Origin of the sequence: Micromonospora sp. NPDC023956 (assembly GCF_040639195.1) — a bacterium.
Classification (GTDB): Bacteria; Actinomycetota; Actinomycetes; order Mycobacteriales; family Micromonosporaceae; genus Micromonospora.
Window position 1 is genome coordinate 785506 of record NZ_JBEZZN010000001.1, and the last position, 26537, is coordinate 812042.

Consider the following 26537-nt stretch of genomic DNA (forward strand, 5'->3'; position numbering starts at 1 on the left):
GGAACAAGATGCGACATTCCGATCGATGAAAATGCGTTCCGATCTCGCCGCCGGGTTGCGTCGCTTCGATCAACATGTATATGTTAGGCACTCCCACGCTCCCCCGACAGGCCCGCCACACTCTGTCGTTCATCGATGGATGCCGGCGCTGTTCAGGGAACAGGGTCGTGGTGGTCCGCAGTAGGGCCGCTCCAGCGAACGAGCCACGCGCCGGGCGATCAGCAACGCCCGCGAGATGCAACCGTCGACGTTGATCTCACGCCGAAAGAGGGCCGATGGCACACTCCCGTTCCGCACAGATACCGCTGGGTCCGCCGATTCCCCATGGCGGCTACGATCCGCTTCGCCACCACACCGCTCCCGGGGTCCTGGCGGTCGAACCGACGGTCGGTCCCGCCGCCGCCGACCTCCTCGCCGCGGCGGCGGTGGTCGAACTGATCCGCCCGTACCACGGCGTCCTCGTGCACGGGGACATGAACGGCGACCTGGGCATCGCCGTGTCGGGCGGCGCCCCGCGACCGGACCTCACGATGGTGAGCGTGGCCGCGGCGCTGGAGGCTGCCGGTCGAACGGTACGGGTGCGCGACGAGAACGCGCACGCGGGTCCGGCTCCGGCCGCCGCGCGTCCACCCGACCTGCGCATGGTGAAGATGCAACTGGCGACCTGGCGCGACGACGTACGGTACGTCGAGCAACTGCGGGCGGCCGAGCCGGACGTGCCCGTGCTGATGTTCGGCGCTGTCGTCACCTACCTGCCCGGCATCGATCCCGGCCTCGCCGTGCGCGGCGACGCGACGCGAGCGGTCAGTGACGTGCTGGGTAGCGAAAGACTGTTGGTGGGCGCGGCCTATCGATTGTTCCCGGTGGACCTCTACTGCGACGAACGAGGCAGGCCCCTGCTCCATCTTCAGGCGAGCCGAGGGTGTGACCGGACCTGTCGATACTGTCCCTACATCAGGATCCACGGCCGCTGGTCCGGCCGTCGACTCGACGAACTCGCCGACGACATCCGGCGCCTCGACGACCTGGGCGTCCACCGGATCCAATTCCGGGATCAAGATTTCCCGTCGGATCCCGGGCACGCGATCGAGGCGGCGCACGTCGTCGCCGAGGCGAGCCAGAACCGGATGCGCTGGGCGGTCGAAGGCAATCTCGACCGCTTCACCGCACCCGTGCTGGAAGCACTGCGCACCGGCGGTTGCGACGAGATCATCATTGGCATCGAGTCCACCGACCCGAAGGTCCTGCGGGCGGCCCGCCGCCGGACCCTGGCCGACCTCGCGGAACGAATCAGCGCGGTGGTGGAGTCCGGACTGAACGTCCGTGGACTCTTCATCGTCGGACTGCCCGAGGATGACTGGGAGCGCTTGGCAGCCACCGTACGCGACGCGCTGGACCTGCCCCTGCACGCAGCCCATTTCAGTGTCTACTCGCCGCTCCCCGGGGAGTCGTTCGGCACCAGGGACACCGTCCGGGTGGAGGACATCGAGCCCCACGTCAATTTCTACCGCTATCCGACCTGCGAGGCGATGACCGAGTCCGAGGTCCGGCTCGCGGCGTCCCTGGCCGATCGCGTGTTCATCGCCCATCGCGCGGGTGATCCGTCCTGGCGGGAACTGCTCGCCCAGATCACCCGCGCCGCGGCGCACTCGTCCACGCTGCGCGCGGCCCGCCCCGCGCCGTAGATCGAAGGACGTGGGTCGCATGACAGTGGAGGATGTCCGTCAGGACGCACTGGTTCGGGGCAAGCTGATGGCCCCCGGGCTACCGTCGATCGTCGTCGAGCGCCCGCGCGTCGACGCGATCTTCACCAGCCTGTTCGAGGAGCACCGTGTCGTCGGGGCCTCCGCCGTGACCGGATCCGGCAAGACCGTCCAGGCGCAGTTGATCGCCAGGCGACTCCGCTGGCCGCTCGTCTGGCTGACGCTGGATCCGCGCGACCGCTCGGCGTCCCGCATGCTCTCCTGGCTGGCCGAGGCGCTGGAACCGGCCGCCCCGGGGGCGCGGCGCGTCGTCGAGGAGGGGTTCGCCCGCAGGCTTCCGCCCGAGGAGACCGCCGCGCTGCTCGCCGAGGAGGTGAGCGCCGACCGGGCTCTCGTCGTGATCGACCAGTGCGAGGTGCTCGTCGACGACGCCGCCGCGGAAGCATCGCTCGCGAGCTTCCTGGACCACCTTCCCGGTGGGGTGCACGCGATCCTGCTGGGGCGGACCGAGCATGCGGGCTCGGCGGGCCGGCTGTTCGCGTACGGCCGCCTGGGGCGCGTGTCGCAGGAGGACCTCGCGTTGACCGAGGACGAGGCGACCGCGCTCGCACGGGCGCAGGGTCACGACCCGGCCAACGCCGCCGAGCGGTGCCGCCGCACCAACGGCTGGATGGCGGCAGTCGCCTTCGTCGGGTCCGGTCGTCGCAGCCGGGCGGCCGGGAGCCGCGACTTCTTCGCGATCCTCGGCGCGGAGATCCTCGGCGGCCTCACCGGGGCCGAGCGTCGTTTCCTCCTGGACACGGCGGTCCTCGGCCGCATCTCACCGAGGGCCGCCACCGAACTCTGTGGTCCGGAGGCGGGCAGCGTCCTTCGGGCCGTCCGGCTCCGCCACCTGCCCGCGACGACGATGGCCGACGGTACGGTCGTGCTCCACTCCTGTTTCCGCGACTTCCTGCGCAACCGGTTGGCGGCGGACGAGCCGGATCGCCTCGCCGACCTGCAGCGCCGGCACGCCGACCTGCTCGTCGCCGCCGGCGAGTTCGAGGAAGCCACCGAGCTGCTGCTCTCCGTCGGTGACACGGACGTCGCCACGGGCGTGGTGGAGAAGGCGGTACCGGCCGTCCTCGGCCGGGGCGACGGGAACACCGTCCTGCGGTGGCTCGAGTCGCTCGCCCCGGAACCGGCCTCGGCCAGCCCGGTCCTGCTCGGGGCGAAGATCCGCGCGCTGGTCGACGCGTCCCGGTTGGAGGAGGCCCGCGCACTGGTCCGCGAGGTGGACCTCGCCGACCGGCTCACCGAGGTGCTCGCGGCCGACCCGGGCACGGTCGGCTACGCCGCCGGGGCGACGCCTCCGCTGGCCCGCGACCGTGGGCGGGACGTCAGACCGAGGCCGCCCGCGTCAGACGGGCGAGCGTCCGGGCGTCGCTGAGCAGGGCGACGTCGAAGTCCCGCGATCCCTCCACGGTCGCGGCCAGGACGTCGGACAGGAACGTCCGCATGCTGTCGGCGGGCTCGACGGTCTGCACGTACACCTGGTCGCCGGTCTGGACCCGCAGGTCGACGGTCATCCCCGGCGGAGCGGAGAAGGGCCGTTCGACCTCGATGCTGAACCCCTTTCCCATCAGCCGGACGATGTTCTGGTAGCCGGTCGTGAAGCCGAACTGACCGACCACGGTCCGGCCACCCGGGTAGCCCGCGAGCACGCTGTAGGACGTCTCGAGCGCGTCGGCGGTGCGGTCGCCCACGATGACGTGCACGCGTTCGGGCTCCTCGCCCCACAGCACCCGCCCCAGGGACGCCGCGTAGGGTCCGGTGTCCCGCAGCGCCCCGCCGCCCCTGGCCCGGTCGTACCGCCAGTCGTCGGCGGGGACGGGCGGGGTGAAGACCGCCAGCGCCTTGGTCACCTCCGCGCCGAGGTCCGCGAGAACCGACCTGACCGCTGCGAACACCGGGTGGAACGAGTAGCAGGTGGCCTCGGCGATGACGAGCGACGACGACCGGGCCAACGCCACCATCTCCTCGGCGGTGTCCGGGTCCGGTAGGCCCGGCTTGTCGACTACCACGTGGTGCCCGTGCTCGAGCGCACGGCGGACCACCCGCGCGTGGTCGCTGTTGACCAGCGAGACGTAGACCAGGCCGGGCCGGGCGACGGCCAACGCCTCGCGCCAGTCGGTGGACACCCTGCCGAGCTTCGCCACCCGGCCGAGAGTTCCGGGACCGGCGTGCGAGCTGACCACGTTGATCGTCTCGATCTCGGCGAGGGCGGCGGCGGCCGGCAGCACCCGCCGCTGGGCGAACCGCGACATGCCTATCAGCAACAGTTCCATGGGCGTGCGGGGTCAGCGACGGGGGACGAAGGGAACGACGTCGCCCGCGCGGTCGGCCTCCGACAGTTGGCCGTTGCGGTCGGTACGGACGTACGCCCGGTGCAGCCAACGGTCCTTGCCGTCCCAGCGCGCGGTGAACGGCGCGCGTCCGTGGGCGATCCGGAAATTGTCGATGATCAGCAGGTCTCCCGGGGTCAGCAGGACCGGCTCGGTGACAGCGGTCAGGGCCGCCGACAGCGCGTCGAGGGCGGCGACGTCCTGCGGGGTCTCGGCGCTGAGGAACGACCGGTTGAAGCTGACGTACGGGTCGTCCCTGTCGCCGTACAGGGGCTTGACGCGCGCGATGGCGCCCGGGTCCGCGGCGTCGAACCGTCGGGTGAACACCCGGTCGAACAGGTGGTCCCGTACCTCGTCGCTGAGCAGCGGCAACGCCTTACGGATCGAGCCGATGAGGGTCGCGGCCCGGCCCTCGTGGTCGCCACGGGAGCAGGACAGGAGAATGTAGTTCGGCTGGTGGGCGTGGTGCGAGAGGTCCGTGTGGAACTCGAGCTGGGTCGTGGAGGTCGCCCCGGACAGGGGATGCGCCTCGGGCGTCGGGAACAGCTCGTGCAGGACGGTGATGGATCGGCGGTTCCCATAGCCCTGGTCGTAGGCGGTGAGCAGGCCCAACGCCCCGCCGACGATGCAGAGCATGGCCTCCATGTTCAGCAGTGGCCGGTCCTCCGGCGGCGGACTCACCGTAGGAGTGGGCGGCAGCTCGTCGTCCGGTTCGACGGGGAGGCCCCGCAGGAGCAGGTAACCGGTGACGTTGCCGTTGGCGTTGAAGTCGTCCAGACCGTCGCGCAGCTCGTGCGGCAGGCGGTCCGCCAGCCGCATCGCGTCCTCGAAGAAGGCGTACGGGTCGGCTCGCGGCACTCTCGGCAGGGTCGAGGCGAGAGCGAGCAGCTCCGCCCGGTACGGGGCGCAGTCGATGGTGGATGAGGACACGGTACGCGGCTCCCTTCGGTGCGGTGTGCGTCAGAGCAGGCAGGCGATGAGGCTGCGGGCCTCGACGTTGACGTAGTAGCCGGCGTGGATCAGGCGGTTGAGCAGGCCCAGGGTCATCCATCGGTAGTTGTCCGGCGCCTCGACGTGGTGCCCGTCCGGGACGTTGACGACGACGTGCGTGGTGTCCGCGCGCAGGAACCGTCCGCCGTCCTCCGACTGTGACACCTTCAGACGGAGCCAGGAGTCGGGTGCGTCGAGGTACTCCGCGAGCGGTGGGACGTCCTCCGGCCCGCGGTAGCTTCCCGGGGTGAGCTGCACCGTCGGGGCGAGTTCCAGCCGGTCCGTGAGGCCCGGCTGGATCATCGCCTGGACGAGGAACCTGAGCAGTCCCGACCGGCGCTGGCAGATCATCGCCACGACGTTGCCGCTCGTCGGCTCGAGCATCGGTTGATACCACCGGTCGACCTCCCGGCTCGTCGCCGCGACGGACAGCCCGACGATCCGGAAGTAGCGGTCGTCGCGGTGACGGATGCTGTCCGCGCCGCACACCCAGCTGTCCATGTCGTGAAGGCTGATCCGCCGCACGTGCAGACCGAACGTCGCCTTCTGGTCGATGAGCCAGGTCATCGCGGCGGAGACGTCGGCGTACGAGCGGTCTGCGCGGTGCGACTCGACCAGCTGGCGGTGGAACGCGTCCCGGATGTCGCCGCAGGAGGTGGGGTCGTCCGCCGTGGCGTACGAGATGCCTGACAACACCGTCCGCGCGTTCATGTTCACGCGGCTGCCCCGCACGAGCTGATGCCGTAGCTGCCCGAGCGTCAACCACGCGAAGTCGTCAGCCACCGCGACGTCCTCGTCCTCGGGGACCTCGACGATCATGTTCCGGTTGCGCTTGTACAGGTACCAGGACGCGTGCTCCGACAGGAGTTGGTCGAAGAGGATGCGTCGTCCGGCGTGCTCCTGGAAGTACTCCAGGTACGGGGTGGGCCTGCCGCCGTGTACGCGTTGGTAGTTGCTGGGGGTCGCCTGGACGGTCGCGGCGTACTGGACCAGCTCGCTGTTGCCCGGTTCCATCTTCGCCTGCATCAGGAAGTGCAGCACACCGTCGATCCGCTTGACGAGGATGCCGAGGATGCCGATCTCCGGTTGCACGATGATCGGCTGGCACCACCGGGGCGTCGGCCCGAAGTTCGTGTGTACCGACAGCCCCTCCACGGTGAAGAACCGGCCGGACCTGTGCGAGAGGCGCTCGTCGATCCGCCAGTCGGACAGCGAGTCCAGCGGCACCTCTTCGACGCGGAAGTCGTGGGAGGCCGAGCGTTTCCGGAGGAAGGAGTCGGGGTCCGGTGACCGCGCGGTGTTCACGGTCGTGGCCGAGGTCAGGAAGTCCTCCGGGTACGACATGTCACCGCCCTCGGGGGAAACCGTCGGCCTCGATGGCGCGGGCCATGAGCGTGATGCCGGAGACGAGGTCGAGCGGTTGGAAGTCGACGACGCTGCGGAGCAGCGACAGGTCGACGGCCAGGTTGCCGGTGTCGGTGTGCGCGGTGGGGCCCGGGGTGGTCGTGACCACGGAACCCGTGGCGGCGGCGACCGCGTCGAGCACGTCGACGATGGAGTTGCCCACGCCGGTGCCGATGTTGATCCTCTCGGGCAGGGCCCGGCCGGTGGCGAGCAGGTCGAGCGTCGCCGTCACGACGTCGTCCACGTGGATGAAGTCCCTGGTCTGCCGCCCGTCGCCGTGCAGCGTGAAGGGCTTCCCGGTCAGCGCGCTCCAGAACGCGGCCGACACGACGCCCTGCCCCCGGGACTGCGGCAGGAGGCGACCGTAGACGTTCGCGCAGCGCAGCGAGTGGGTGGAGAGGCCGTGCACCCTGCGGTAGTACTCCAGGTACTCTTCGCCCACGCGTCGTGACATCCCGTAGGGAGACGTGGGTTCCCCGGGGTCCGACTCGCGCTTGAGCTCCTCCCCGGGCGAGTACACGGCACCGGCGGAGGACAGGAAGAAGATCTTCGTACCGGGGCTGACCGAACGGACCGTCTCACAGACACCGATCACCAGCGTGAGTGTCCCGACCGCGTCGGCTGCGGGTGCCGCCGCCGACGGCACCGGAAAGCGACCGCCGGCGGCGATGACGATCGCGTCCACGTGCTGGTCGAACGTCTGTGGCAGAGTCTCGACACCGTCGCCGCGCAGCAGTCGGATCCGACCCGGCCCGGGATCCGCGTCCCGCGTGGCGAAGGGGTCGGAACGGCTGAGCACGGTGGTGCTCCACCCCCGGCGCGCCGCACCCAGGGCCAGTGCGTTCCCCAGGAATCCCGCCCCGACCACCGTGATCCGGGTCATCGTGCTGCCGTGACGTCGGTCGACGCGCCGTTCGACAACACCTGCTCCAGCCGCCGCACGACCGCCTCCTCACCGTCGGCGCTCAGCGCGCGCGGGTCGACCTCGAGATGACCCAGGTGCAACTTGAAGTCACGGAGATAGATGGCAGGAGTGCCCGATGTCATCTCCTCGGCGAGGCTGGCGGCGCTCCGCCCGGTCGCGGTTGGATCGACGGTCAGCAGCACGCGATAGATCAGACGCCCGGACTCGTCCTCGACAAGGCGGGCGGAGAGGCCGGGCAGCCTGTCCAGCCGGGCCGCGAGGTCGGTCATCCGCGCGCGCTGCGCCGCCGCCCGCTCCGCCTCCGGGACGGCGGTGTACTCCCGGACGGCCTGGAGCAGCCCGAGCAGGTTCTCCTTGCCGACCTTCATGGGCCGGGCGATACCGGCGTACTGCGCCCGGCACGCCGCGACCAGCTCGCTGCTCCCGCAGATGAACCCGGAGGTGGGCGCGCCGAGCATCTTGGTCCCGCTGTAGATCACCAGATCGGCCCCGGTCGCCACCCAGCCCCGCAGGTCGCTCTCGCCCGCGGCGTCCACGATCACGGGGACCCCGTGCTCCCGGCCGATGGCGACCATCTCGTCGAGCGACACGCTCTTCTTCTGGACGGCGTGGGTGTGGGAGGTGACGTACACCAGGGCCGCGGTGTTCCGGGTGACGGCGCTGGCGACGTGGCTCCGCAGGGTCTCGTTCACGGCGCCCACCTCGACGGTCCGGCCGCCGCCCAGCGCGATCATCTGGGTGATGGGGGCACCCCCGTAGCTGATGGAGTGGCCTTTCTGCACCACGACCTCGTTGGGCTGGTCACCGGGGTCGGGCAGGCGCTGGACGCGCCGGACGTCCGTCCCGGCGACACAGGCGGCCACCGCGATGGCCATACCCGCTGCCGCGCCGGTGACCGGGCACGCGTCCGCGCTGCCGGTGACCTCGGCGAGGAAGTCGCCCGCAGCCCGCCAGAGCTGGTCCAGGTCGACGTGGAACCGTGCCGCGTTCCCCATCGCCGCGATGACGCCCTCACTGAGCGTGCAACCACCCAGTGGTGTCGAGTTGGCCTGGGCGCTGATGACGGGTGTGACACCGAGATCCTGGTACTCCATGAGTGGTTTTCCGTTCCCCTGACGACATTCGGGCGGAGGCGCGACTCATCCACGGCGCAGTTCCTCGTCGAACCAGTCCATGAAGGTGGCCATGCTGGTCTCGTAGAGCCGCTCCATGCGCCGGCCGGGCCGGCCGACCGCGCCGGACGTCACCTGCTGCATCGCGTCGGCCAGGCTGTCGGCGCTGGGCTCCCGCAGGACGACTCCCAGGTTCTCGCGGGCGACCAGGTCGCCGGAGATCCCGTGCGGGTCGATGATCGTGGGTATCCCGTGCAACCAGGTGTCGCGCAGGCGCAGCCGGGTGCCGGTCTCGTTCTCCGCTCCCGGCCGGGCGATGCAGACGTACGCCTGGGCGGCCTTGACGTACTGGTCGCGCTCGGACAGCGCCAGGGGCTGCGTGTGCAGGTGGACGCGGTCGCCGAGCGCAAGGGCGTCGATCGCCCTGCCGACCTCGACGATGGTGGACCGGGTGTCCTCGGTCGGTGCGGCGTGCAGGAAGGCGGCACTGGCGTCCACGCCGCGATCGCGGAGGATCTTCACGGCCTCCACCAGCATGAGCGGCTCGAAGAAGGCCCAGAGGCCGCCGGTCCACAGGAAGTCGGCCAGGTGGACCGGCTCGGCAGCCTCCGCCGCCTCGAGACCGCGCCGGCTGAACCCGACCGGGACGGTGGTGATCAGGTGGTCCAGCGTCGAGGACCGCGCGATGTCGGCGGGAGTCATCCGGCCGGACGCGCACAGCGTCGACAGGAGCGCCGCCCGCTCGACCCGGGAGCGGCAGAGGAAGTGGTGTGTCACCTGGAGCAGGCGCCGGAAGGTGCCGAGGAACCGCTGGTGCTCGCCCGTCGGGTCGGCGCAGGCGAGCACCGAGGGGTAGCTCATGTGCTCGATGGGGGCCCGGCATTCCGCGACGATCAGCTTGCGGTGGGCGACGGCGAGCTCGATCCGGTCCCGGTCCGGGGTGTCGAAGAAGATGACGGCGGCGGCCGTCGTGATGGCTCGGGTCGCCTCGTCGCCCAACGCGACCTGCTCCGCCGCACCGAGGTCGACGGTGTCCGGGGCGGGTGCGGCGATCACTCGCACGGTGTACCGCTCGCCGAGGGTCTGGGCGATCTCCACGAGCCGCTGGCCCGTACCGGCGATGGAGGTCTCGGACAGGGAGTACGAACCGGCGTCGACGACGACGATGGGTTGGTCGGTCATCGCGCTGAGCACCATCCAGTCAGGAGAACTCGACGAAGTGGAACGGCGGGCCGCACTGCTCGCGAACGCGCCGGCTTCCGCCGCCGTCCCGGCGGACGCCGGCCCGCGCGTTGCTGAACTCCCGGGCCAGCGCGTGCACGGCGGGCTCACGTCCCCCGATGAAGGTGAGCTCGTTGACTCCGAGGCGGAGTACCGGGCCCGGCAGCCCGGGGAGGTCGACCTGGACGTTGACCCGGATTCCGTGGTCGTACAGGGACGCCGAGAAGCGGTCGGTCCGCTCCGCGTCCCCGATCGTCACCCAGACCTGGTGGGTGCTCGTGGTGTGACCGTCCTCGTCCGCGGCGACGTCGAACCCGTCCGCCGCGAGCAGCTTGCTGAACAGCCGCGCGTTGGCCAGGACCTGTTCGGCGTAGGCGGGGCCGAAGTGGCGGAACTCCGCAGCGGCGAGCCCCAGCGCGAGCGTCTCGGCGAAGTGGTGACTGCTGAGCATCGTGAACTGCGCGTCCTTCAACCGCTGGTGCAGCTCCGCGCTCCGGGTGAACAGGACGCCCTTGTGCGGCCCGGGGAAACTCTTGTGGGTGGAACCGCCCATCGTGTCGGCGCCGGCATCGAGCGGGTTGCCCAACGCGCCGCCGAGGACCAGTCCCAGCGTGTGACTACAGTCGACGTGCAGGAGGGTCCGGGGCGAGTGGGCCCGGACGAGTTCCGCGACCCGGGACACCTCCAGCTCGTGACGGCTGTTCTGGAGGTCCAGATAGACAAGATCGGGTTGGCGCTCGCGGAGGATCTCGCTGAACCGTTCCTCGTTCACCTGTCCCCGGAGGACGGGAACGGTCGCGGAATCGAAGCCGAACCGGCGGGCCATGCCGGCGGTGGCGTAGTGCCCACCGGACGCGGCCTCGACGGACACCACCGTTCCGCCCGGTTCCCCACCGAGGCCGGCCATCGCGATCATCATCGCCGACAGCCCGGAGATGGGTCGCGGGTTGACGTACGGAGCGTCGGCGAGTCGGCTCAGGTGGCCGATGGTCAGGTCGGTCTCGACGTCGGCAACGTCCTGGCCGCCCCGGAACTGCCAGAACCCCGGATCCAACGCGTCGTTGAAGAAGTACCGGTTGTAGTAGTCGGTGCTCAGTGGCATCTGCGCCAGCGGTGACAGCCTGTTCTCGCTCGGCACGAGGTTGACGGCGACATCCGACCGTCTCTGCTGGGCCCGGAATCGGTCCAGGACAACGCGAAGGTCCTTGATGTCAGTCATCTCCGAACCTCGCGAGTCGCTTGTCCGACGGCCATCTCGGGATTGCTCGTCATCTATCGGTAACCGCACATCCACGCGTGCTCTGTGCGCGCCCGCCCAGTCTTCTGGGCGCCCGACAGGCTGTCCACCGACTCTTCGTCGTCGGCGGATCGGCCGACCCGCGCGGTCGACGGTCGCGGGACCCGGAACGCACGGCCGGAGCCCGACCGACTGGACTGCGCCGCCGGACCCGGTCGACGCGCACCGGCCGCTCGTCGTCGCCTCCGGCGAGGGGCGCGGCGGATCACCACGGGCTCGCGGTCGGGGGCGCGCGGCACGGTGCCGGCCGCCCTCCCGGGCACGACGTCCTGCCCCTCATACCTGGCCAACATTGTCAGGCTTCGACAATTATCGACCCTGTGCCTGGTGATTCCCCATAGGACTGCTCTACCGTCGCCGCATGGTCTCGCGTCGATCTGTCCTGCGGGCGGTACCGCTCGCGGCCGCTGCCCTCACCGCCGCCCCAGGTCATCCCCGTCGGCTCGGCGCGACGTCCACGTCGACGGACACGGTACGCGTACCGCCCGATCCGGCCACGATGCAGGCCGCCGTGACCGCCGTACGTGGTTTCACGGCCGACCTCTACGGCACGGTGGCGTCGACCCGCACGGGCGGCAACGTGGTGTGCGCGCCGTACTCGGTCGGGCTCGCGCTCGCGATGACCAGGGCGGGCGCCGGCTCGACCACCGCGGACGAGATGGACGCGGTACTCCACGCGCCGCATCCGCGACCCGGCGCGCTCGACAGTGGACTCAACACCGTCGACCAGACGCTCGCCGGCCGGTACCAGGACGGCGACGGCGTCAAACAGCCCCGGCTGACCACGGCCAACGCCCTGTGGACACACCTCGACCTGGGCCTGCGACCCGGGTTCCGGGACACCCTCGCCGGCTACTACGGCGCCGCGCCGCACCCGGTCGACTTCCGCAACGCGCCGGAGGCGGCCCGCCAGGAGATCAACACCTGGGTGTCCGACCGGACCAACGCGAAGATCCCGGAGTTGCTGCGGTCCGACGCCGTGAGCCCCGACACCACCCTGATCCTCACCAACACGACCTACCTCAAGGCGGCCTGGAAGTACCCCTTCACCGCGACGGCCACCGCCACGGCGCCGTTCACCCGGGACGACGGCACCGTCGTCACCGTCCCGATGATGCGCGGGCCGTTCGACCGGATGGGCTACCTCGAGGGTGACGGATGGCGTGCGGTCGACGTGCCGTACGCGGGCGATGGGCTCGCCATGGCCATCGTCATGCCGACCCGGGACGACCTCGCGGCGGTCGAGGCGAAGCTCGACGCGACGTGGCTCGCCGCGCTGCTGACCGGGTTCCGGCCCACCGACGTCCAACTGCGCCTGCCCCGGTGGACGTTCCGCCTGCCCGTCGAGCTGGGCGCCGCGCTGGGCAGCCTCGGCATGCCCACGGCATTCACCGCACAGGCCGACTTCACCGCCATGAGCACCGACCCGGCCCTGCACATCGACGACGTGGTGCACGAGACGTTCATCGCGGTGGACGAGAAGGGCACCGAGGCCGCAGCCGCGTCGGCCGTCATCATCCGGCCGCCGTCGGTCCCGCAGGGGCCGCAGTTCTTCGCCGACCGGCCGTTCCTGTACGTCATCCACGACCGGCTCACCGGCGTACCGCTGTTCCTCGGCCGGGTCCACGACCCGCTGCTCACCGGCCCGGCCTGATCCCGCCCCGCGGGTGTAGGTCAGCAGATCCCGCAGCGTCATCGGGCGGGTCGACGGCCCGCAGGCGTCGCCCCGAGGGCCCGGGCGGCTCGACGTCCCACGGTACGCTGCGCCCGGGATCGGGAGGTATGTGGATGTCGGAGATGGACCAGCACCTGTCGACACTCATCGCCTTCCACGGCCGGGCGAGCGCCTCGCCGGCCCGGTTCGCCCCACCCGCCCCCGCGCGGCACTTCGCCAGCTACCGTGCCGCATTCGGCGAGGATGTCCCCGCCGAACTGGCTGCGGTGTACGCCGTGATCGGCAGCGGGCCGTTGCTGGACAACGAACTGCTCAGCATCGAGCACGTCATCTCGGCTCGCCGGTCGTGGGACGCAACCGTCGCCGGGTCGGACGACCCTGACCACGACCACCACCGGGCCGTCACGTCGCTGGACCCGGACGCGGTGTCGGCCAGGCACTGGAAATCCGGCTGGGTGCAGTTCACCAGGGACGGCGGCGGCAACGGCTTCGCGGTGGACCTGGCACCCGAGCCCGGTGGCACCGTCGGCCAGGTGATCAACGTGGGTCCCGAGGGCGACGTCCGGGCCGTGGTCGCGGTGTCGGTGGCGGACTTCGTCGCCCGCGTCGCCCAGCTGATCCGTTCCGGCCGGGTGAGCATCTCCGACTCGGGCCAGGTGGAGATCGGCAAGGGCGACACGCTGCTGACCGCGCTCCGGCGGCAGAACCCGGACCGCCATCAGGCGTCGCCGCCGAGCAGGCCCGCTCCCGCCCCGGTCGCCTCGCGGCCCACCAGTGGCCGGATCGATCTGCCCGACGACCTGGTGCCGTTGCTGACCGGATCGCCGCACCTCAACGTGTTCGGGCCGATCCGCCCATGGGTGCCGCCCCGGGGATGGCTCGAGGACACCCGCGCACGACTGATGGCCATCGCCTCGCGCGAAGGGCTCACCGACCTGCCCGCCCGGGCGCCACGCCTCAAGCCCGGCACGTCGATGGCGGTCGAGGAGGTGAAGTGGCTCGCGCAGGGCGCGCTCGGCGCGTCCACCAGCGCGTCGGGCTCGCTCTGGCGGCTCGGCGACCTGCTGGTAGCCGACCACCTGCAAGCGCCACTCACGCCGACGACGGACCCCGAGACGACCTGGCAGACCCAGGTCGTGCCGGCCCCGCCCGGACGCCTCTTCGCGGACTCCGACAGCCCGGAGCGCCGGGAACGCATCCTCCGCTACTACCGCGACTGCCTCGGGGTCCTCGTCGAGGCGCCACCGTTCGCGGACCGGGGGAGCGCACTGGCCGCGCTGTACACCCGGATAGCCGAGGACCCGGCGCTGCGGGAACAGCACCGGACGGGGTCACGGAAGCACCTCGCCGCCCAGTGGCGGTCCACCCTGCTCGGTGACGCGGAGCGCGCCGCCCTTCCCGACCACGCCGGACCGGCCGACTACCTTTCCTGGACCCTGACCGGCCTCCGCGCCGCCCACCAGCGGTTGGTGGACACCGTGGGCGCCGAGGCCGGCAGCTTCGACGAGGTGGTCGCCGCCATGCTGCTGAAGCTCGGCAAACCGGTGCCCGCGGTCATCGCCACGACCGGGCTGGGGCAGGACGGTTTCCACGCCATCCTCCGTGCGTTCGACAGGCTCAAGCCCCGCTTCGACTACGAGGTCTGGTACCGGGGAGTCTTCGCGTGGCTGGACCGCGCGATCATCGCGGGCGAGGCGGAGACCGCGCGCATCTGGGTGGGCCTGGAGTGGAGCTGCGCCACCGCGCTGAACGGCTGGCCGGGCCCGCACAAGGACGTGACGAGCGGACTCTTCTTCTGCCTGAGATACCTACGTAGCCTGCGCACGCTCGGCCAGCCGCGGCCCGCCGTCATCAACCCGCTCGTGTCCGCCCTCGCCGATGCTCCCAAGCCGACGCGGCCCGCCCCCGCCCTCCCCCGGCCGGCCGGGCCCGGCGGCGCCCCGAGCGTTCAGGCGGAGCAGGTTGCCGTCGGCCTCCTCGACGACCTGGTCGGGTTGTCCCCGGTCAAGCAGCGCGTCGCCCGGCTGAGTGCCGAGGCCAGAGTCGAGGCGTTACGCCGCGAGTCCGGTCTGCCGCCAGCCCGCAACCGGCGGCACATGGTGTTCGCCGGGAATCCGGGTACCGGGAAGACCACCATCGCCACGATCATCGGCCAGATCTATGCCGCGAACGGCGTGCTGGCCTCCGGGCACCTGGTCGAGGTGGCCCGGGCAGAGCTGCTCAACGGCGCCAAGGTGACCGCTGCCGTACTCAACGCGCTCGGCGGCATCCTGATGATCAACGTCGGCCGGGCGGTCCAGGAGAGCGCTGCCTCCCGCGAGGCTGTCGCCACGCTGACCAGGATGATCGAGGAGCACCGCGAGGATCTGGTGGTCGTCATCGCCGGTCACCCCAGGGACGTCGCGGACTTCCTGTCCAGCGAGGTCGGCCTGGCGGCGCGTTTTCCCAACACCTTCAACTTCGTCGACTTCACTGACGACGAGCTGGTGCGGCTCTTCGAGCTGGAGGCCACCGCGTCCGGGTTCAGGCCCGCCGACGGGGTGCTCGACCGGGTCCGGAACCTGGTCACCCGCATGCCGCGCGCCGCGGGCTTCGACAACGCCCGGGTGGTCCGCAACCTCGTCGACGAATCCGCGTCGCACCAGGCGATGCGGATCAGTCGGTCGGCCAGACCCACGGTCGAGCAGCTGGCCGAGCTGCTCGTGGAGGACATCACAGCACCGGCGTCCATCGTGCTCGCGCCCGCCCGCAGCGGCGACCCGATGGTGGAGCTGGACGCGCTCATCGGGCTGCGCGACGTCAAGGCGCAGGTGCGGCTGCTGGTCGCGGAGGCTCGGGCGGAGAGCCTGCGGACCCGGGCCGGGCTCGCGGTGGGCGGCGGGTCCCGGCACATGGTGTTCGTCGGCAATCCGGGCACCGCGAAGACCACGGTGGCCCGGATGATCGCCCGGATCTACGCCGACCTCGGGTTGCTCGGTTCCGGCCACCTGGTCGAGGTGACCCGGGCAGACCTGATCGGCCAGTACATCGGACAGACCGGTCCGCGCGTCCACGCGGCGTTCGAGCGAGCGCTCGGTGGTGTGCTCTTCATCGACGAGGCGTACTCCTTGTCGATGTCCGACTCGCCGAGGGACTACGGCCACGAGGCGATCGCCACGCTGCTCAAGCTGATGGAGGACCACCGCGACGACCTGGTGGTGATCGCGGCCGGCTACGACCGTGAGATGCGGCAGTTCCTCGAGGCGAACAGCGGTCTGGCATCGCGCTTCCCGAAGATCCTCGAGTTCCCCGACTACGACCTCGACGAACTGGTGCAGATCTTCACCGTCCTCGCCGACGACGCCGGCTATCAGCTCGCCGACAACGTGCGGGATCGGGTGCGGACGGCGCTGGCCCAGCTTTCCCGAGGGTCGTCGTTCGGCAACGGCCGCACCGTGCGCAACCTGCTGGAGGCGACCATCGCCCGGCAGGCGGCCCGGATCATCGAGCTGACCGACGCGCCTACGGAGGTCATTCGGAAGCTGCTGGCGGAGGATCTGCCGACCGAGTTCGGCGACCAGGACAGGTCGCCCGCGGTCGGCCAGTACCTGTGACCGCCAGGAGTCCCCTGCGGCGCGATCGGCGGTGCCTCGTGGGCAGGACCTGCCCAGGCGTACCCAGCCGGTAGTCACCGACCACCGAAACCGCGACCTCGACGATCTGGCCCGCGACGGCAGCCGGTCGAACCGCGCTCGGCCGACGCGGATGCCGTCCCGGCCTACTTTCTATCGAGATGCGTCTCGATGTCTCTCGATCAGGGCATCGAACGCCGTCGCCTGTTCGAAGGGGTCCCCGTTACGGATCTTCTCATTCAGGAGGTCATGTACACGCTGCGCCTCCGCCTTCTGCTCCGCCACGAGCCTCTCGACCACCTTCGCGAGTTTCTCGCTGGTCATCTGGGCTGCCCCGTCGGCGATGGGGCTACCGACGAGCTTCTCCAGGACGGTGAGCCACTGTCGACTGAGCCGATCGGCGTACTGCGCCCGTTTGACATCCACGTCGTGTTCGCAATCGATTTTGATCAGCTCTTCCCAGTACGGGCGGACGGTCTGCTTGACGTGTTCGTCGAGCTCCACCCAGACGTGGGGTCGGCAGGTGACCTCCATGCCGCCGCGTTCGTACCGCCAGGGCTCCCCGTCGGCCAGCGCTCGTTGGATCTCGGCCTCCAGCTCACGTGCCCGGTGCGCGGGATGGTTGCGGGCGCGGGCTGCGACGAACTGAGTGATCGCCCGGACGGCGTAGGGCATGAAGTACTGCGCCAGGCTGCCCAGCAGCTCCCGGGGCAGGCCGTCGGATGCCCAGACGAAGGTCACGTGGAGGTGGAAGGTGAAGACGTAGCCCCGGGCTGGCACCACGATGGGTTGTGCAAGGCGACGTCGTTCGGTCAACCGACCAGGCGGTGCCGGAGGCGGAGGCGTGATGGGAGCGAACGCCGGGTCCGGTGGCGCCAGCGGGGGGAAGAGCCGCTGCCAGAACGCCGACAGCCACCGTCGGAGCCGGTGCCACAGGCCAACGGACAGGGTGTTCGTAGGGAAGTTGTCTGTCATGTCACCGGTCCCTCATCGCGGGTTCGATCCAGCCGGGTAGGCCCCCGTTGCGAAACGTGGGGTGTCGGGCCACGTGAAAGCGCATTCGACGGCGGACGGCGGCGTCGCCCGCCAGCTCGCTGACCAGCTCGCCTACCGCTTTGCGGAGGTTGTCGTCGAGGTCCGCATGGGCCACCCACTCGCCGAGGACCGTCCAGCCGGCCGGGGAGGTTTGGCGGATCAGCAGTGCCACCCGCCAGAGCCGGGCGAGTGCCGTGCCGTCGACATCGCTCGCGGCGAGCCGTACCAGCAGATCGGGGGTACCTGTACTCTCGCCGGTGCTCTTGCCGGCCAGGGCGAGCAGGGCGTTGGCGGCGTGCCTCTGCAGCGGCGGTGCCTGTGCCCAGTCGACAAGCTCGGAGATGATCTGGTGCGTCCGATCGGTGGCGTAGAGCTGGCTGATGGCCTCGGCTACCGAGCCCGTGTTCTGCTGCATCCGGTCTTCGGCGATACGGCGAAGATCCGCCAGGCTCCAGCTGAGGTCGGGCTGTTGCAGGCCGCTCGCGTAGACGAGCGCGGCGACGTCACGGTGGTGGTTGAGTCGGCCGTTGGCCCACTGACGTACTTTCCTCCGTACCCGGTGGGTGACGTGGCCGCCGAAGTCCGCCGTGACGATGGCCCAGGCTGCGGCCTGACGTAACCGTGGGCGAGGCGACGCCGCCCACCCGTCGATCAGATCGCTGCACACCCGATCGAAGTCGTGGTGAGCGAGGAGACCGGCCACCTGGGCGGTTGCCCGACGCACCAGGTCGTCGTCGGATGCCGCCATGGTGTTCAGCCACTTGAGGAGAGCAGGTCGAGTGCTGTCGAAGTCGTGCCAGGCGACGTCGATGATGGCACCGCGCATCTTGGGGTCCCGTAGCCACGCCACCCGGGAGGCGCCTCCGCGCGACTGGGCCTTCTCTTGGCCTTCCTGCCAGTCCTCCCCGAGCGGCCCGAGGAGTTCGAACACCGGGTGCTGCAATGCCATCCGGCCCCACTCCGGCCGGTTGGCTTCGCCGTCGACGTGCTCCAGCAGCAGATCGGCCGCCTCGAAGACGCAGTGCAGCGGCAGGCGGTGGAAGACGGCGTACGACATCCGGAACGCGCGCTCGTGTTGGTCGGCACGTCGATGTCGTCGGTCTGTCTCGGCACGCCTCGACTGCAGGATGTCTGCCGCCTGTTCGCGGCGCCTCGGCTGGGACAGAGCCAGGATCTCCTCCATCGCGGACCTGTCGACGAGAGGACGCTCCGCGATGGCCCTGGCGATCGCGACGGCTTCCCGTGGTCCGTAGGTCGCATCCAGGGCCTCGCCCAGCTCTGCGACCTGGAGGTACCGGTCGATCCGCTGATCGCCTTGCGCGCCGGTCAGGCGCCAGCGCTCGGACAACAGGTGTCGCAGGTGGTGACGGAAGACCTCACGGGGCAGGGGTCGCTGGTGGCGCACCTCGGCGCTGTGTCGTACCTTCACCCGAAAGTCGTCGTCCCTGATCAGCAGGAGCGAAGCCGAGCGCTGGCGGAAGGCGTCGGCGAGACGGCGCATGACGGTGACGTGTCTGTCACCGGCCAGGCGGAGGACGTAGCCGTGATCCTTGTCGATGCAGTCCGGGTCACGAATGATGACGTCAGGCTCGATGTCTGCGGGCAGCAGCACCTCGCGAACCCGCTCGGCACTGTGGTGTCTCGCCAGGGCGGCACACGCCGTACTGAATCTGCCGGTGTTCGACACTCCCGTCAGGCAGGCCGTGGAGCGGTGGCTCAGGACCGCGTCGAGGTGCTCGTCAGCGGCGCTGTACGCGTACACCCTCAGCAGGTGGGGCACTCCGGGAAGGTGCCGTATGATCGGTTTGGCCGCTGGTTGACCCTCGTAGCTCACGTAAACGGTGTTGTTGTTTCCGAACGCCGTTGGCCCGTGCGCGTTGATGTCAGCGTAGGAACTTCCGGCGAACTGGTCACCGTACAACTCCTCGCCGACCTGTGGATCCATCCAGAGCGAGTCAGGCTCGATCGCCTCGTCCGGATCGCCGCCTGCCGTGTCGCGGTCATCCGGTGGCGGGGCTGGAGGCTCCGGCACGACCGCGGACTGTGGGACCAGACCGTCCGGGGGCTCAGCCCCCGCACCGGCTGACGTGGCGGGAGCCGCGTTTGACGCCCGCGGTTCCTCGTTCATCGACGGGGCCGCCGCGGATCGACGACATCGTCAGGCCTGTTCGTGGAAACGGTGTTGCCGTTGCCGTAGGCCGTCGGTCCGTGGGAGGTGATGTGGTGGAACACCTGACCGCCGCCGGTCGAGCGCGGCACAGGACGGTCCTCACGGTCGACGCCTCCGTCGTCGAGCTGGTCTTCGGTCGCTCCCCGACGTTCGTGGTCCAGCGGCGGCCGGCCAGCCGCGTTCTCGCCAGGGACGTAGATCCAGGCGGCCGCTTCGAACTTCTTGCCGGGCAGGCTGGCTGTCACCCGAAGAAAGTGCTCCGGCCGTAGGTCCTGGTACTGCCGGACGACGTCGTGGTAGATGCGGTCGGAGACGATCAGCGCCGCCTCCGAACCGGGAAAGCGCTGCAACGCGCTCTTGAGTTGAGGCGAGTCCACCAGCCGGCAGACGTGAACGACGGCGTCACCGGGATAGCCGTTGGCGCCGTCGAGGTGGACCGGGCCCTCGTGCACGGCAAGACGCAACCGGACCCGCGCCTCGGGCGCCAGGCCACGGTTGTGCTCCCGGAGCAGCCGGTCGACGAGCGGTGCGAGCCGGGTAGCTACGACTCTCTCGCTGGTCCCGGCGGGCAGGATCGCGAGTTGACCGTCGCCGCCCTGCTGGACGTGCCACTTGGCGCGGTCGAGCCCCACCTCGTCGCAGGCGTTCCACATGATCTCCTGCAATGCCTGCTGTGCCCGGTACTGCAGGACGTTGTCTCGGATGCTGTAACTCTCCATGTCCACGGCGACAAGAACCCGCCGGTGCGGATCTGCTAGGTCGGCCACCCGTTCAACCCTTCAGTCAGTAACTCGAACAGTCACGTCCATCTCTACCGGCCGCACAACGAGCAGACCCCATACAAGTACGGGTTGTCGCGTTCCCGGCCGCGGAAGGAGAACCGATACTTGGACGCCCTCCGCACCGTCGTGGTCCCGTTCCCTGGGGACATGGGAGCTTCTTGTCAACCGCGCAGACCATCGGCCCTCGACCCCTGGCGTGACCTTCAGGTGGGGCTGGCCACCGCCACGTCGCTACAGACGTCCATCCGGCACGCCGACACCAAGGCCGCCACGCTCCTGGCGACGGAAGGCGCGGTGGCGACTGCGGTGACCGAACCCGCCGCGTCGCTACTGTCCGCCGGGACCACCGGGTCGGTTGCGGGCACGGTGCTACTGGTCGGCCTGGTGACCGGGCTGTCGATCGCCTCTTGGCACCTCATCCGTGCGATGCGTCCGCAGGTGGGCGGCGTGGCCGGTGACAACCGGTTCGGCTTCCCCAATCTCGCGCGGGCCGGCCGGCGACCAGCTGCAGTCAGCGCGCGTCAGCAACGGAACGAGGCGTGGGAGTTCGTCTCGACACTTGCCCGGATCGCGATGGGCAAACACACCCGGGTCCGCAGGAGTCTGCCGTGGCTCGTCCTGTCCCTGACAACAGCTGGCCTGGTGATCCTGATGAGACTGGTGCTGTCCGTGGTGTCATGACCGGAGTGAGAGCATCCTGTAGCGAAACCCGCGCCATCCGTGAGCGCCGAGCCGCACCAGTAGGAGGTCGCACGTGCCAGACCAGCAGTGGCTGCCCGGGACCCTGCTCGGCCGCCTCGACACGGCGGCACGCAGTCGACTGCTGTCCATCAGCGTCCGACGCTCGGTCGACGCATCACAGGTCGTCCTCCATGAAGGAGCCGTCGAGTCCCACATTGTCCTGCTCGACGATGCTCTCGCGAAGGTCACCGTCGCCATGACAGACGGCCGCCACGCTCTCCTGGCCATCCGCGTGCCCGGTGACATCGTCGGCGAGATTTCCGCCCTCAACGGCACACCGCGAACCGCGACGGTCACGGCGTGCAGGCCATCCATGATCCGTATCATCCACCGTAACGAGTTCCGCGCCTTCCTGCGCAGCAATCCAGAGGCGGCCATGGAGGTCGCCGGCATCGTCGCCGACCGACTGCGCTGGGCCAACCGCCGGAGAATCGACTTCGCGTCCTACACCGTCAAGGTGCGACTAGCCCGGGTCCTCTGGGAGATCGCCACCGCCTACGGCAGACGCGATCCGAGTGGTGTCGTGGTCGACATCCGGCTCACTCAGGCAGAACTGGCCACCCTCTGTGGCGCAGCGGAAATCAGCCTGCAGAAGGCCCTACGGGCGCTGCGCTCGGCGGGCATCCTCGAAACCGGCTACCGGGCTATCGTCGTGCGGGACATCGAACAACTGCTTCTTGCCGCCACGGACGGGGGACAAGAGCCCATCACGTAGATCAGCATCCAATAGGCGAAGGTTAATGTTCTAGTTTCAATGGGTCCACCGGCTCCGTCGCACCTGCCACAAACGGCGATTCACTGCACCGACAGGTGCTGGTACCGGCACACAAACCGGCGGAGTGCGATCTTCGTGTCGACGACCGTATCGGTCAGGTCGCACTCGGGCCGCAGGGCAACCACCGTCATCGCGCTCCCGGGTCGGCCCGGCGAACCGCCCGTCAAGGCCCAGGAGCAGAACGGACCAACCCGCTCAGGGCCCGAGGATGGCCGCCGCCCCGCTCGCGCTCCGACCGTCGCCGTACCGCTTCCGCCGGGGCGAGCAGCCGGGTAGCCGGACGGCCGTCGCCGGGAATCGCTCATTTCCGACGTCTCCTGATGCTGCGGCATTGACCGTCGAACACCGATTCCACCTGTTTCCGGCTGCCAGCCGCCGGCTGAGCCGACACCCATTATCAGCCTTTGTCGGATCGCCCTGCGCCGCGTCGCTAATATCCGAGATGGGCTGTTTAACCACGTGGTCGGGCCACGCCGGGTTGTCAGGATTCCCTTTCCCTTTTCGCACCTTGACACGTGGCGACGATCCGTCCACTCTCATTAGCACCCTGTTCGGGCAACTGATACGAGTGAGAGGAGAACGTTCATGGCTACCCTGACCCTGGGACGGGCGAACGAGGTCAGCACCGGCGGCGTCGAGGACGTCGTGGCCTTCCTCGGCGGTGTCGAGGACATCGTCGCCGGCTGAAACACCACAGCCGGACCACTGGTCGTCGGCGGGAAGTACCGCACCGTCTCCAGTTCGTGCCCGGCCGTACATTCGGCAGTTCCGAGCGCCAGCCCACGTCGACGGGCTGGCGCTCGGCTTTACCCGCCTCGCCGCCCGCCTCGCCCCACCCCGCCCTGACCTGACCTGACCTGACCTGCGGCGAGGGAACCGGAGCAGACCGGCGCCTACGGGGACATCGGAATCATCATCCCCGATACCTGAACAGATCGCCGAAGTCGGTCCTACACCACCGGGGGCCGACAGCGCTACGACGCACCTGACAAGTCCACTGTCGACTTTGCGAAGGTTCAAGATCCAGTCTGGTTTGTAGGGTGATCCGCGCTGATCATCCACCCCAGAGGGATCGCCCCATGCGTCTGCTCGCCGTACCCGTCCGAATCGACGCACTGTGGCTCCCGGCCCAGCGGACCGTCACCGGCCCGGTCGCCGACTTCACCCGACTGCCCTACCGGGACCCGCTCACCGGGCGGGACGTCCATCCCGACCAGCCCTTCCTCAGCGAGGGGATCCTCCCCGCCCCCTTCGAGGAGGAGCTCACCCTCCAGGCCGGGATCCACCTGCACTGGTCCCTGCCGGACGCACTGACCCGCCTGGTCCACGGCCCGCAGGGGGTGCAGCCGCCCCGGGTGCCCGACCGGTGGCTGGTCACCCGCACCGACCCCGACGGCCGGCGGGCCCGGTGGGTGGTGGAGAGCGACGCCCTCACCGACGAGTCGCCCGCCTCGGTGGCCTACCCCCTCTCCCCCGCCGACCCCCCGGGCCCCTCGGGTCGACCCTGGCGCCGGCTCGGGCGGGTCCTGCCCCTGGCGGCCTGGCCGGGGTCGGAAACGGACCGGGTGGCCCGGCTGACCGCCCTCGGGTACGGGGAGCCCACCTTCGCCGCCTTCTACCCCAACTCGGCCAGCGTCTTCGGGTTCTTCGACCCCCAGTCGGGCACCCGGCGCCCGGCCGGTACCCGGTACGACCTGCTCGGCTGGTACTCCTCCCCCGCCCTGGACGAGCTGACCGGCACCCTGGCCCGGCCGGGTACCGGCACCTGGGCCGAGCGGGTGGCCGACGAGCTGGGTTGGGCGGCGGGGCCCGAGGGGGCGGCCCCGGAGCGGATGGTCTGCTTCGGCCGGCTGACCCTCGACCCGGAGGGGGAGCTGTCCCTGCTCGAGAACCGGACCACCGGGACCGGGGTCTACCTCGCCGACAGTGCCACCGAGGCCCTCGCCGCCCACCTGGGGGCGGAGCTGCCCGGGGTGAGCGCCGACGAGATGGAGCAGCTCCTGGAGGCGATCGACCTCGCCGACCACCTGGAGACCGCCACCCTGGACCTGCCCGAGCGGCTCGCCGAGGCCCGGCACACCGCCGCCTTCACCGCGGTCGCCGCCGGGACCCGCTGGACGGTCCGGCCCCGGGACGCCGTCCCCGGCACCGACCCGGCGGCCCTGGTCGCCGCCGCCAACACCGCCGGCCCCGCCAACACCGCCGGCCCCGCCAGCACCGCCGGCTCCGCCCGCCCCGCTCCGGTAGGGGCCGCCCCCGCCCGGGAGCTGACCGACCTGCCGCCCGAGCTGGGTGACCTGCTGGTCGCCCTGAACGCGGCCCAGGCCGCCCACGAGGGGGCCCAGGCTCGGGCCACCGGGCTGCGGCAGCGTCTCTTCGCCGACTGGCACCGGTACCTGACCTGCGCCTACCCACCCCCGGAGAACCGGACGGACTACCCCGACCCGGACCTGGCCGCCGCCTACCTGCAACGGGAGATGGCGACCCTGGACGCCCTGCTCGCCGAGACCGGGGAGTTCCCGCCGACCGGGCGGGGGGACACCCTGACCCACCGGCTGGCGGCGGCCCGGGAGGCGGTGGAGGCGGTGGTGGCCCGGGTCAACGCGGAGCTGCCGGAGGGGGCCGGCTACCGGCTCCAGCAGCTCCCCGACGACTCGTACCAGGTGCCCAACGAACCGGTCGTGCTGCTCACCGGGGCCGAGGCCACCGGGTCGGACCGGTACGGAAGCGACGACGAGCACCCGGAGGGTCTGCTGCCCTGCCTGGTGGTGGAGGCCGCGGGGGCAGCCGGGGCCCTGGCCGACCCCGAGGGGGTCGCCGCCGCCGGCGACCTGCTGGACACGGTCCTCGCCGGGCTGGCCGAGCCCCACCCGGCGCTGCGCCGCTGGGCCGGCCAGCCCTGGCATCCCCTGCTGCTGCACTGGGAGGTGGAGTTCCTGCCGTCGGCCCCCGGGACCAACCTCGACCCCACCGACCGGGACTACGACCCCGAGGTGGTCAGCCTCAACTACCGGCTCCCGGCCGGGGAGGTCGAGCTGGCGACCCGCCCCGGGCACCGGCTCACCGAACGGGCGGCGGTCACCTACAGCGGCAGCACCGTGCTCTCCACCGCCACCCGCCCGCTGCTCTCGGCCCGGATCCTGCGGTACCTCGCGGGCGGCCCGCTGGCCCGGTACAACGAGGAACGCACGGCCGCCGGGCTGGGGCTCCTCACCCCCGAGCAGGTGACCGCGGACCCCGGGGCCCTGCTCGCCTGGTGTGCCGACCGGTCGGCCGACCCCCGGCTCGGCACCCTCGCCGCCGCCTACGCCCACCTGGCCGAACACGAGGGGAGCAACCTGGCGCAGAGCCTGGGCGGGTTCAACGACGCCCTGCTGATGCGCCGGCTGACCCGCCAGCTCCCCGTCCTCGACCCGCTCGGTTTCCCGTCCGGGCAGCTCCTCGCCGCGCAGGTGCGGGACCGGGTCGGGGAGCAGAACCGGCAGGCCCCGGTGCCGCTGGCCGACTTCAACCCGCTGCGGGCCGGCTGCCTGCGGCTGCTACGGCTGCGGGTGGTGGACTCCTTCGGGGTCGGGCACGACCTCTCGGTGGACCGGCCCGCCGCCACCACCCGGCTGCGGGTGCCGGACCGGCCGGGCTGGATCGCCCTGCCGCCCCGGGTGGCCCAGCCGGCCCGACTGCGGCTGCGGCTGCTCGACGCCGAGCACCCGGGCCGGCCGGTCAGCGGCCTGGTGGCCTCCTCCCCGGTCTGCGGGTGGCTCCTGCCCGACCTGCTCGACGACGGGCTGCGGGTGCACGCCGCCGGCGGGGAGTGGCTGGGCAGCCTCCTTCCCGACCCGGACCCGGACCGCCCGGCTCTGGCCCGCTGGCTGGCCGCCCCCACCGGGGGTGTTCCCGCCGTGGAGCAGATCACCAACCCCGGGCTGCGGGCCGTCGTCGACCGACTGCGGGGGTACGGGGCGGACCGGCTCGGGGAGCTGCTCGGTTCCCTGCTCGACGCCGTGGAGGCGGTGGGTGAGGAGGGGGAGGGCGGCCACCAGGTCCGGTCCCGCCTCACCGGTCGACCGGTCGCGGTGCTGCGCCTGACCCTCGGGCTGGACCTGCTCGGCCCGCCCGCGATCCACCAGGACTGGAACGTGTTCCGGCAGGACCTGGGGCGTACCGGCCGGGAGACCAACGGCTTCCCGCTGGTGCGGTTCCCGGTCCGGCTCGGGGCGTACGGGCGGCTCACCGACGGGGTGCTGGGGTACTGGCGGCACGAGCCCGACGGGAGCCTCGGCACCGAGTACCACGACGTGCCCGCCATGGCCGCCGCCGGCACCGACCCCCCGGTACGGCTCGCCCTCGGCCTGCCCGAGGAGACCCTGACGGTGCTCCTGGAGCCGGCCGGGGCCCTGCACGCCACCACCGGCATCCTGCCCACCGTCTCGGTACGGCTGGACCCCGCCCACCACCACGACGCCCTGGCCCGCCTGGAGACCGGCTTCCTCGCCGCCCCGGTGCTGACCGACGCGGCCGGGGTCGGGCTGGTGCTGCCCGCCACCGAGCCGGGCCGCCGATGGACCTGGCGGGAGCGGACGGGTGCCGTCTGGACCGAGACCGAGGATCCCCCCGCCCCGAACCCGGGGTTCCCCACCGACCTGACCCTGCGGGAGGGCTGGCTCGCGCTGCCCACCCCGACCGCCCCGACCCGATGAGCCACCACCCCGGTC

Annotated in this window: 17 protein-coding genes; 7 read left to right on the top strand and 10 right to left on the bottom strand. The window is 70.8% G+C overall.

What is annotated here, in order from left to right; translation table 11 throughout:
* Positions 1-275 precede the first annotated feature (275 nt).
* Both AB0F58_RS02335 and AB0F58_RS02340 read left to right on the top strand, forming a co-directional pair.
* Positions 276-1685 (top strand): radical SAM protein, encoded by a 1410-nt coding sequence (locus AB0F58_RS02335; protein ID WP_357136717.1) that lies wholly within the window; start codon positions 276-278, stop codon positions 1683-1685.
* Positions 1686-1704: 19 nt separating this feature from the next.
* Positions 1705-3132, top strand: coding sequence for a hypothetical protein (locus AB0F58_RS02340; RefSeq protein WP_357136721.1), 1428 nt, complete (start codon positions 1705-1707; stop codon positions 3130-3132).
* Here AB0F58_RS02340 and AB0F58_RS02345 read toward each other — a convergent pair.
* Genes AB0F58_RS02345 through AB0F58_RS02375 form a run of 7 tightly spaced genes read right to left on the bottom strand, consistent with a single transcriptional unit; the run spans position 3083 to position 10958 of the window.
* Positions 3083-4030 carry a Gfo/Idh/MocA family oxidoreductase gene (locus tag AB0F58_RS02345; protein WP_357136723.1) on the bottom strand — a complete coding sequence of 316 codons (948 nt, stop codon included), beginning with the start codon at positions 4028-4030 and terminating at the stop codon, positions 3083-3085. The genes AB0F58_RS02340 and AB0F58_RS02345 overlap by 50 nt on opposite strands.
* Before the next feature lie 12 nt (positions 4031-4042).
* On the bottom strand, positions 4043-5017 hold the full coding sequence (gene cs1 / locus AB0F58_RS02350; protein WP_357136725.1) for a clavaminate synthase Cs1: 975 nt from the start codon (positions 5015-5017) through the stop codon (positions 4043-4045).
* A 30-nt stretch (positions 5018-5047) separates the two neighbouring features.
* Positions 5048-6421 (bottom strand): NDP-hexose 2,3-dehydratase family protein, encoded by a 1374-nt coding sequence (locus tag AB0F58_RS02355; protein ID WP_357136728.1) that lies wholly within the window; start codon positions 6419-6421, stop codon positions 5048-5050.
* 1 nt (position 6422) lies between these two features.
* Positions 6423-7364 (bottom strand): NAD-dependent epimerase/dehydratase family protein, encoded by a 942-nt coding sequence (locus AB0F58_RS02360; RefSeq protein ID WP_357136731.1) that lies wholly within the window; start codon positions 7362-7364, stop codon positions 6423-6425.
* Positions 7361-8500 carry a hypothetical protein gene (locus AB0F58_RS02365; protein ID WP_357136732.1) on the bottom strand — a complete coding sequence of 380 codons (1140 nt, stop codon included), beginning with the start codon at positions 8498-8500 and terminating at the stop codon, positions 7361-7363. Before AB0F58_RS02365 ends, AB0F58_RS02360 begins: the two co-directional genes overlap by 4 nt.
* 45 nt (positions 8501-8545) lie before the next feature.
* Positions 8546-9700, bottom strand: a complete 1155-nt coding sequence (locus tag AB0F58_RS02370) for a hypothetical protein (protein WP_357136734.1) — start codon at positions 9698-9700, stop codon at positions 8546-8548.
* Between the two features lie 19 nt (positions 9701-9719).
* Positions 9720-10958, bottom strand: coding sequence for a hypothetical protein (locus AB0F58_RS02375; protein ID WP_357136736.1), 1239 nt, complete (start codon positions 10956-10958; stop codon positions 9720-9722).
* Positions 10959-11397: 439 nt separating this feature from the next.
* On the opposite strand from AB0F58_RS02375, the gene AB0F58_RS02380 reads away from it, so the two are divergent.
* A complete protein-coding gene (locus tag AB0F58_RS02380) occupies positions 11398-12690 on the top strand; it encodes a serpin family protein (protein WP_357136739.1) in 1293 nt (430 codons plus the stop codon).
* 134 nt (positions 12691-12824) lie between these two features.
* Positions 12825-16304, top strand: coding sequence for an AAA family ATPase (locus AB0F58_RS02385; RefSeq protein ID WP_357136741.1), 3480 nt, complete (start codon positions 12825-12827; stop codon positions 16302-16304).
* Positions 16305-16475: 171 nt separating this feature from the next.
* Here AB0F58_RS02385 and AB0F58_RS02390 read toward each other — a convergent pair whose 3' ends face one another.
* From AB0F58_RS02390 to AB0F58_RS02400, 3 genes are all read right to left on the bottom strand, one after another.
* Entirely contained in the window at positions 16476-17297 is an 822-nt protein-coding gene (locus tag AB0F58_RS02390) for a hypothetical protein (protein ID WP_357136744.1), read from the bottom strand.
* 1 nt (position 17298) lies between these two features.
* Positions 17299-19389 (bottom strand): hypothetical protein, encoded by a 2091-nt coding sequence (locus AB0F58_RS02395; RefSeq protein ID WP_357136747.1) that lies wholly within the window; start codon positions 19387-19389, stop codon positions 17299-17301.
* Positions 19390-19481: 92 nt separating this feature from the next.
* The gene (locus tag AB0F58_RS02400; RefSeq protein ID WP_357136825.1) at positions 19482-20246 is read right to left on the bottom strand and encodes a hypothetical protein; all 765 of its coding nucleotides are present in this window, start codon (positions 20244-20246) and stop codon (positions 19482-19484) included.
* Positions 20247-20516: 270 nt separating this feature from the next.
* Between AB0F58_RS02400 and AB0F58_RS02405 the strand changes: the two genes are divergently transcribed.
* From AB0F58_RS02405 to AB0F58_RS02415, 3 genes are all read left to right on the top strand, one after another.
* Positions 20517-20990, top strand: a complete 474-nt coding sequence (locus AB0F58_RS02405) for a hypothetical protein (protein ID WP_357136750.1) — start codon at positions 20517-20519, stop codon at positions 20988-20990.
* 73 nt (positions 20991-21063) lie between these two features.
* Positions 21064-21765 carry a Crp/Fnr family transcriptional regulator gene (locus tag AB0F58_RS02410; protein ID WP_357136753.1) on the top strand — a complete coding sequence of 234 codons (702 nt, stop codon included), beginning with the start codon at positions 21064-21066 and terminating at the stop codon, positions 21763-21765.
* A gap of 1139 nt (positions 21766-22904) precedes the next feature.
* Positions 22905-26522, top strand: a complete 3618-nt coding sequence (locus AB0F58_RS02415; RefSeq protein ID WP_357136756.1) for a hypothetical protein — start codon at positions 22905-22907, stop codon at positions 26520-26522.
* Positions 26523-26537 lie beyond the last annotated feature (15 nt).

Coding starts and splice junctions, on each gene's coding strand:
- AB0F58_RS02335 (WP_357136717.1), top strand. CDS start 276: ATGGCACACTCCCGTTCCGCACAGATACCGCTGGGTCCGCCGATTCCC.
- AB0F58_RS02340 (WP_357136721.1), top strand. CDS start 1,705: ATGACAGTGGAGGATGTCCGTCAGGACGCACTGGTTCGGGGCAAGCTG.
- AB0F58_RS02345 (WP_357136723.1), bottom strand. CDS start 4,030: ATGGAACTGTTGCTGATAGGCATGTCGCGGTTCGCCCAGCGGCGGGTG.
- AB0F58_RS02355 (WP_357136728.1), bottom strand. CDS start 6,421: ATGTCGTACCCGGAGGACTTCCTGACCTCGGCCACGACCGTGAACACC.
- AB0F58_RS02360 (WP_357136731.1), bottom strand. CDS start 7,364: ATGACCCGGATCACGGTGGTCGGGGCGGGATTCCTGGGGAACGCACTG.
- AB0F58_RS02365 (WP_357136732.1), bottom strand. CDS start 8,500: ATGGAGTACCAGGATCTCGGTGTCACACCCGTCATCAGCGCCCAGGCC.
- AB0F58_RS02370 (WP_357136734.1), bottom strand. CDS start 9,700: ATGACCGACCAACCCATCGTCGTCGTCGACGCCGGTTCGTACTCCCTG.
- AB0F58_RS02375 (WP_357136736.1), bottom strand. CDS start 10,958: ATGACTGACATCAAGGACCTTCGCGTTGTCCTGGACCGATTCCGGGCC.
- AB0F58_RS02380 (WP_357136739.1), top strand. CDS start 11,398: ATGGTCTCGCGTCGATCTGTCCTGCGGGCGGTACCGCTCGCGGCCGCT.
- AB0F58_RS02385 (WP_357136741.1), top strand. CDS start 12,825: ATGTCGGAGATGGACCAGCACCTGTCGACACTCATCGCCTTCCACGGC.
- AB0F58_RS02390 (WP_357136744.1), bottom strand. CDS start 17,297: ATGACAGACAACTTCCCTACGAACACCCTGTCCGTTGGCCTGTGGCAC.
- AB0F58_RS02400 (WP_357136825.1), bottom strand. CDS start 20,246: ATGGAGAGTTACAGCATCCGAGACAACGTCCTGCAGTACCGGGCACAG.
- AB0F58_RS02415 (WP_357136756.1), top strand. CDS start 22,905: ATGCGTCTGCTCGCCGTACCCGTCCGAATCGACGCACTGTGGCTCCCG.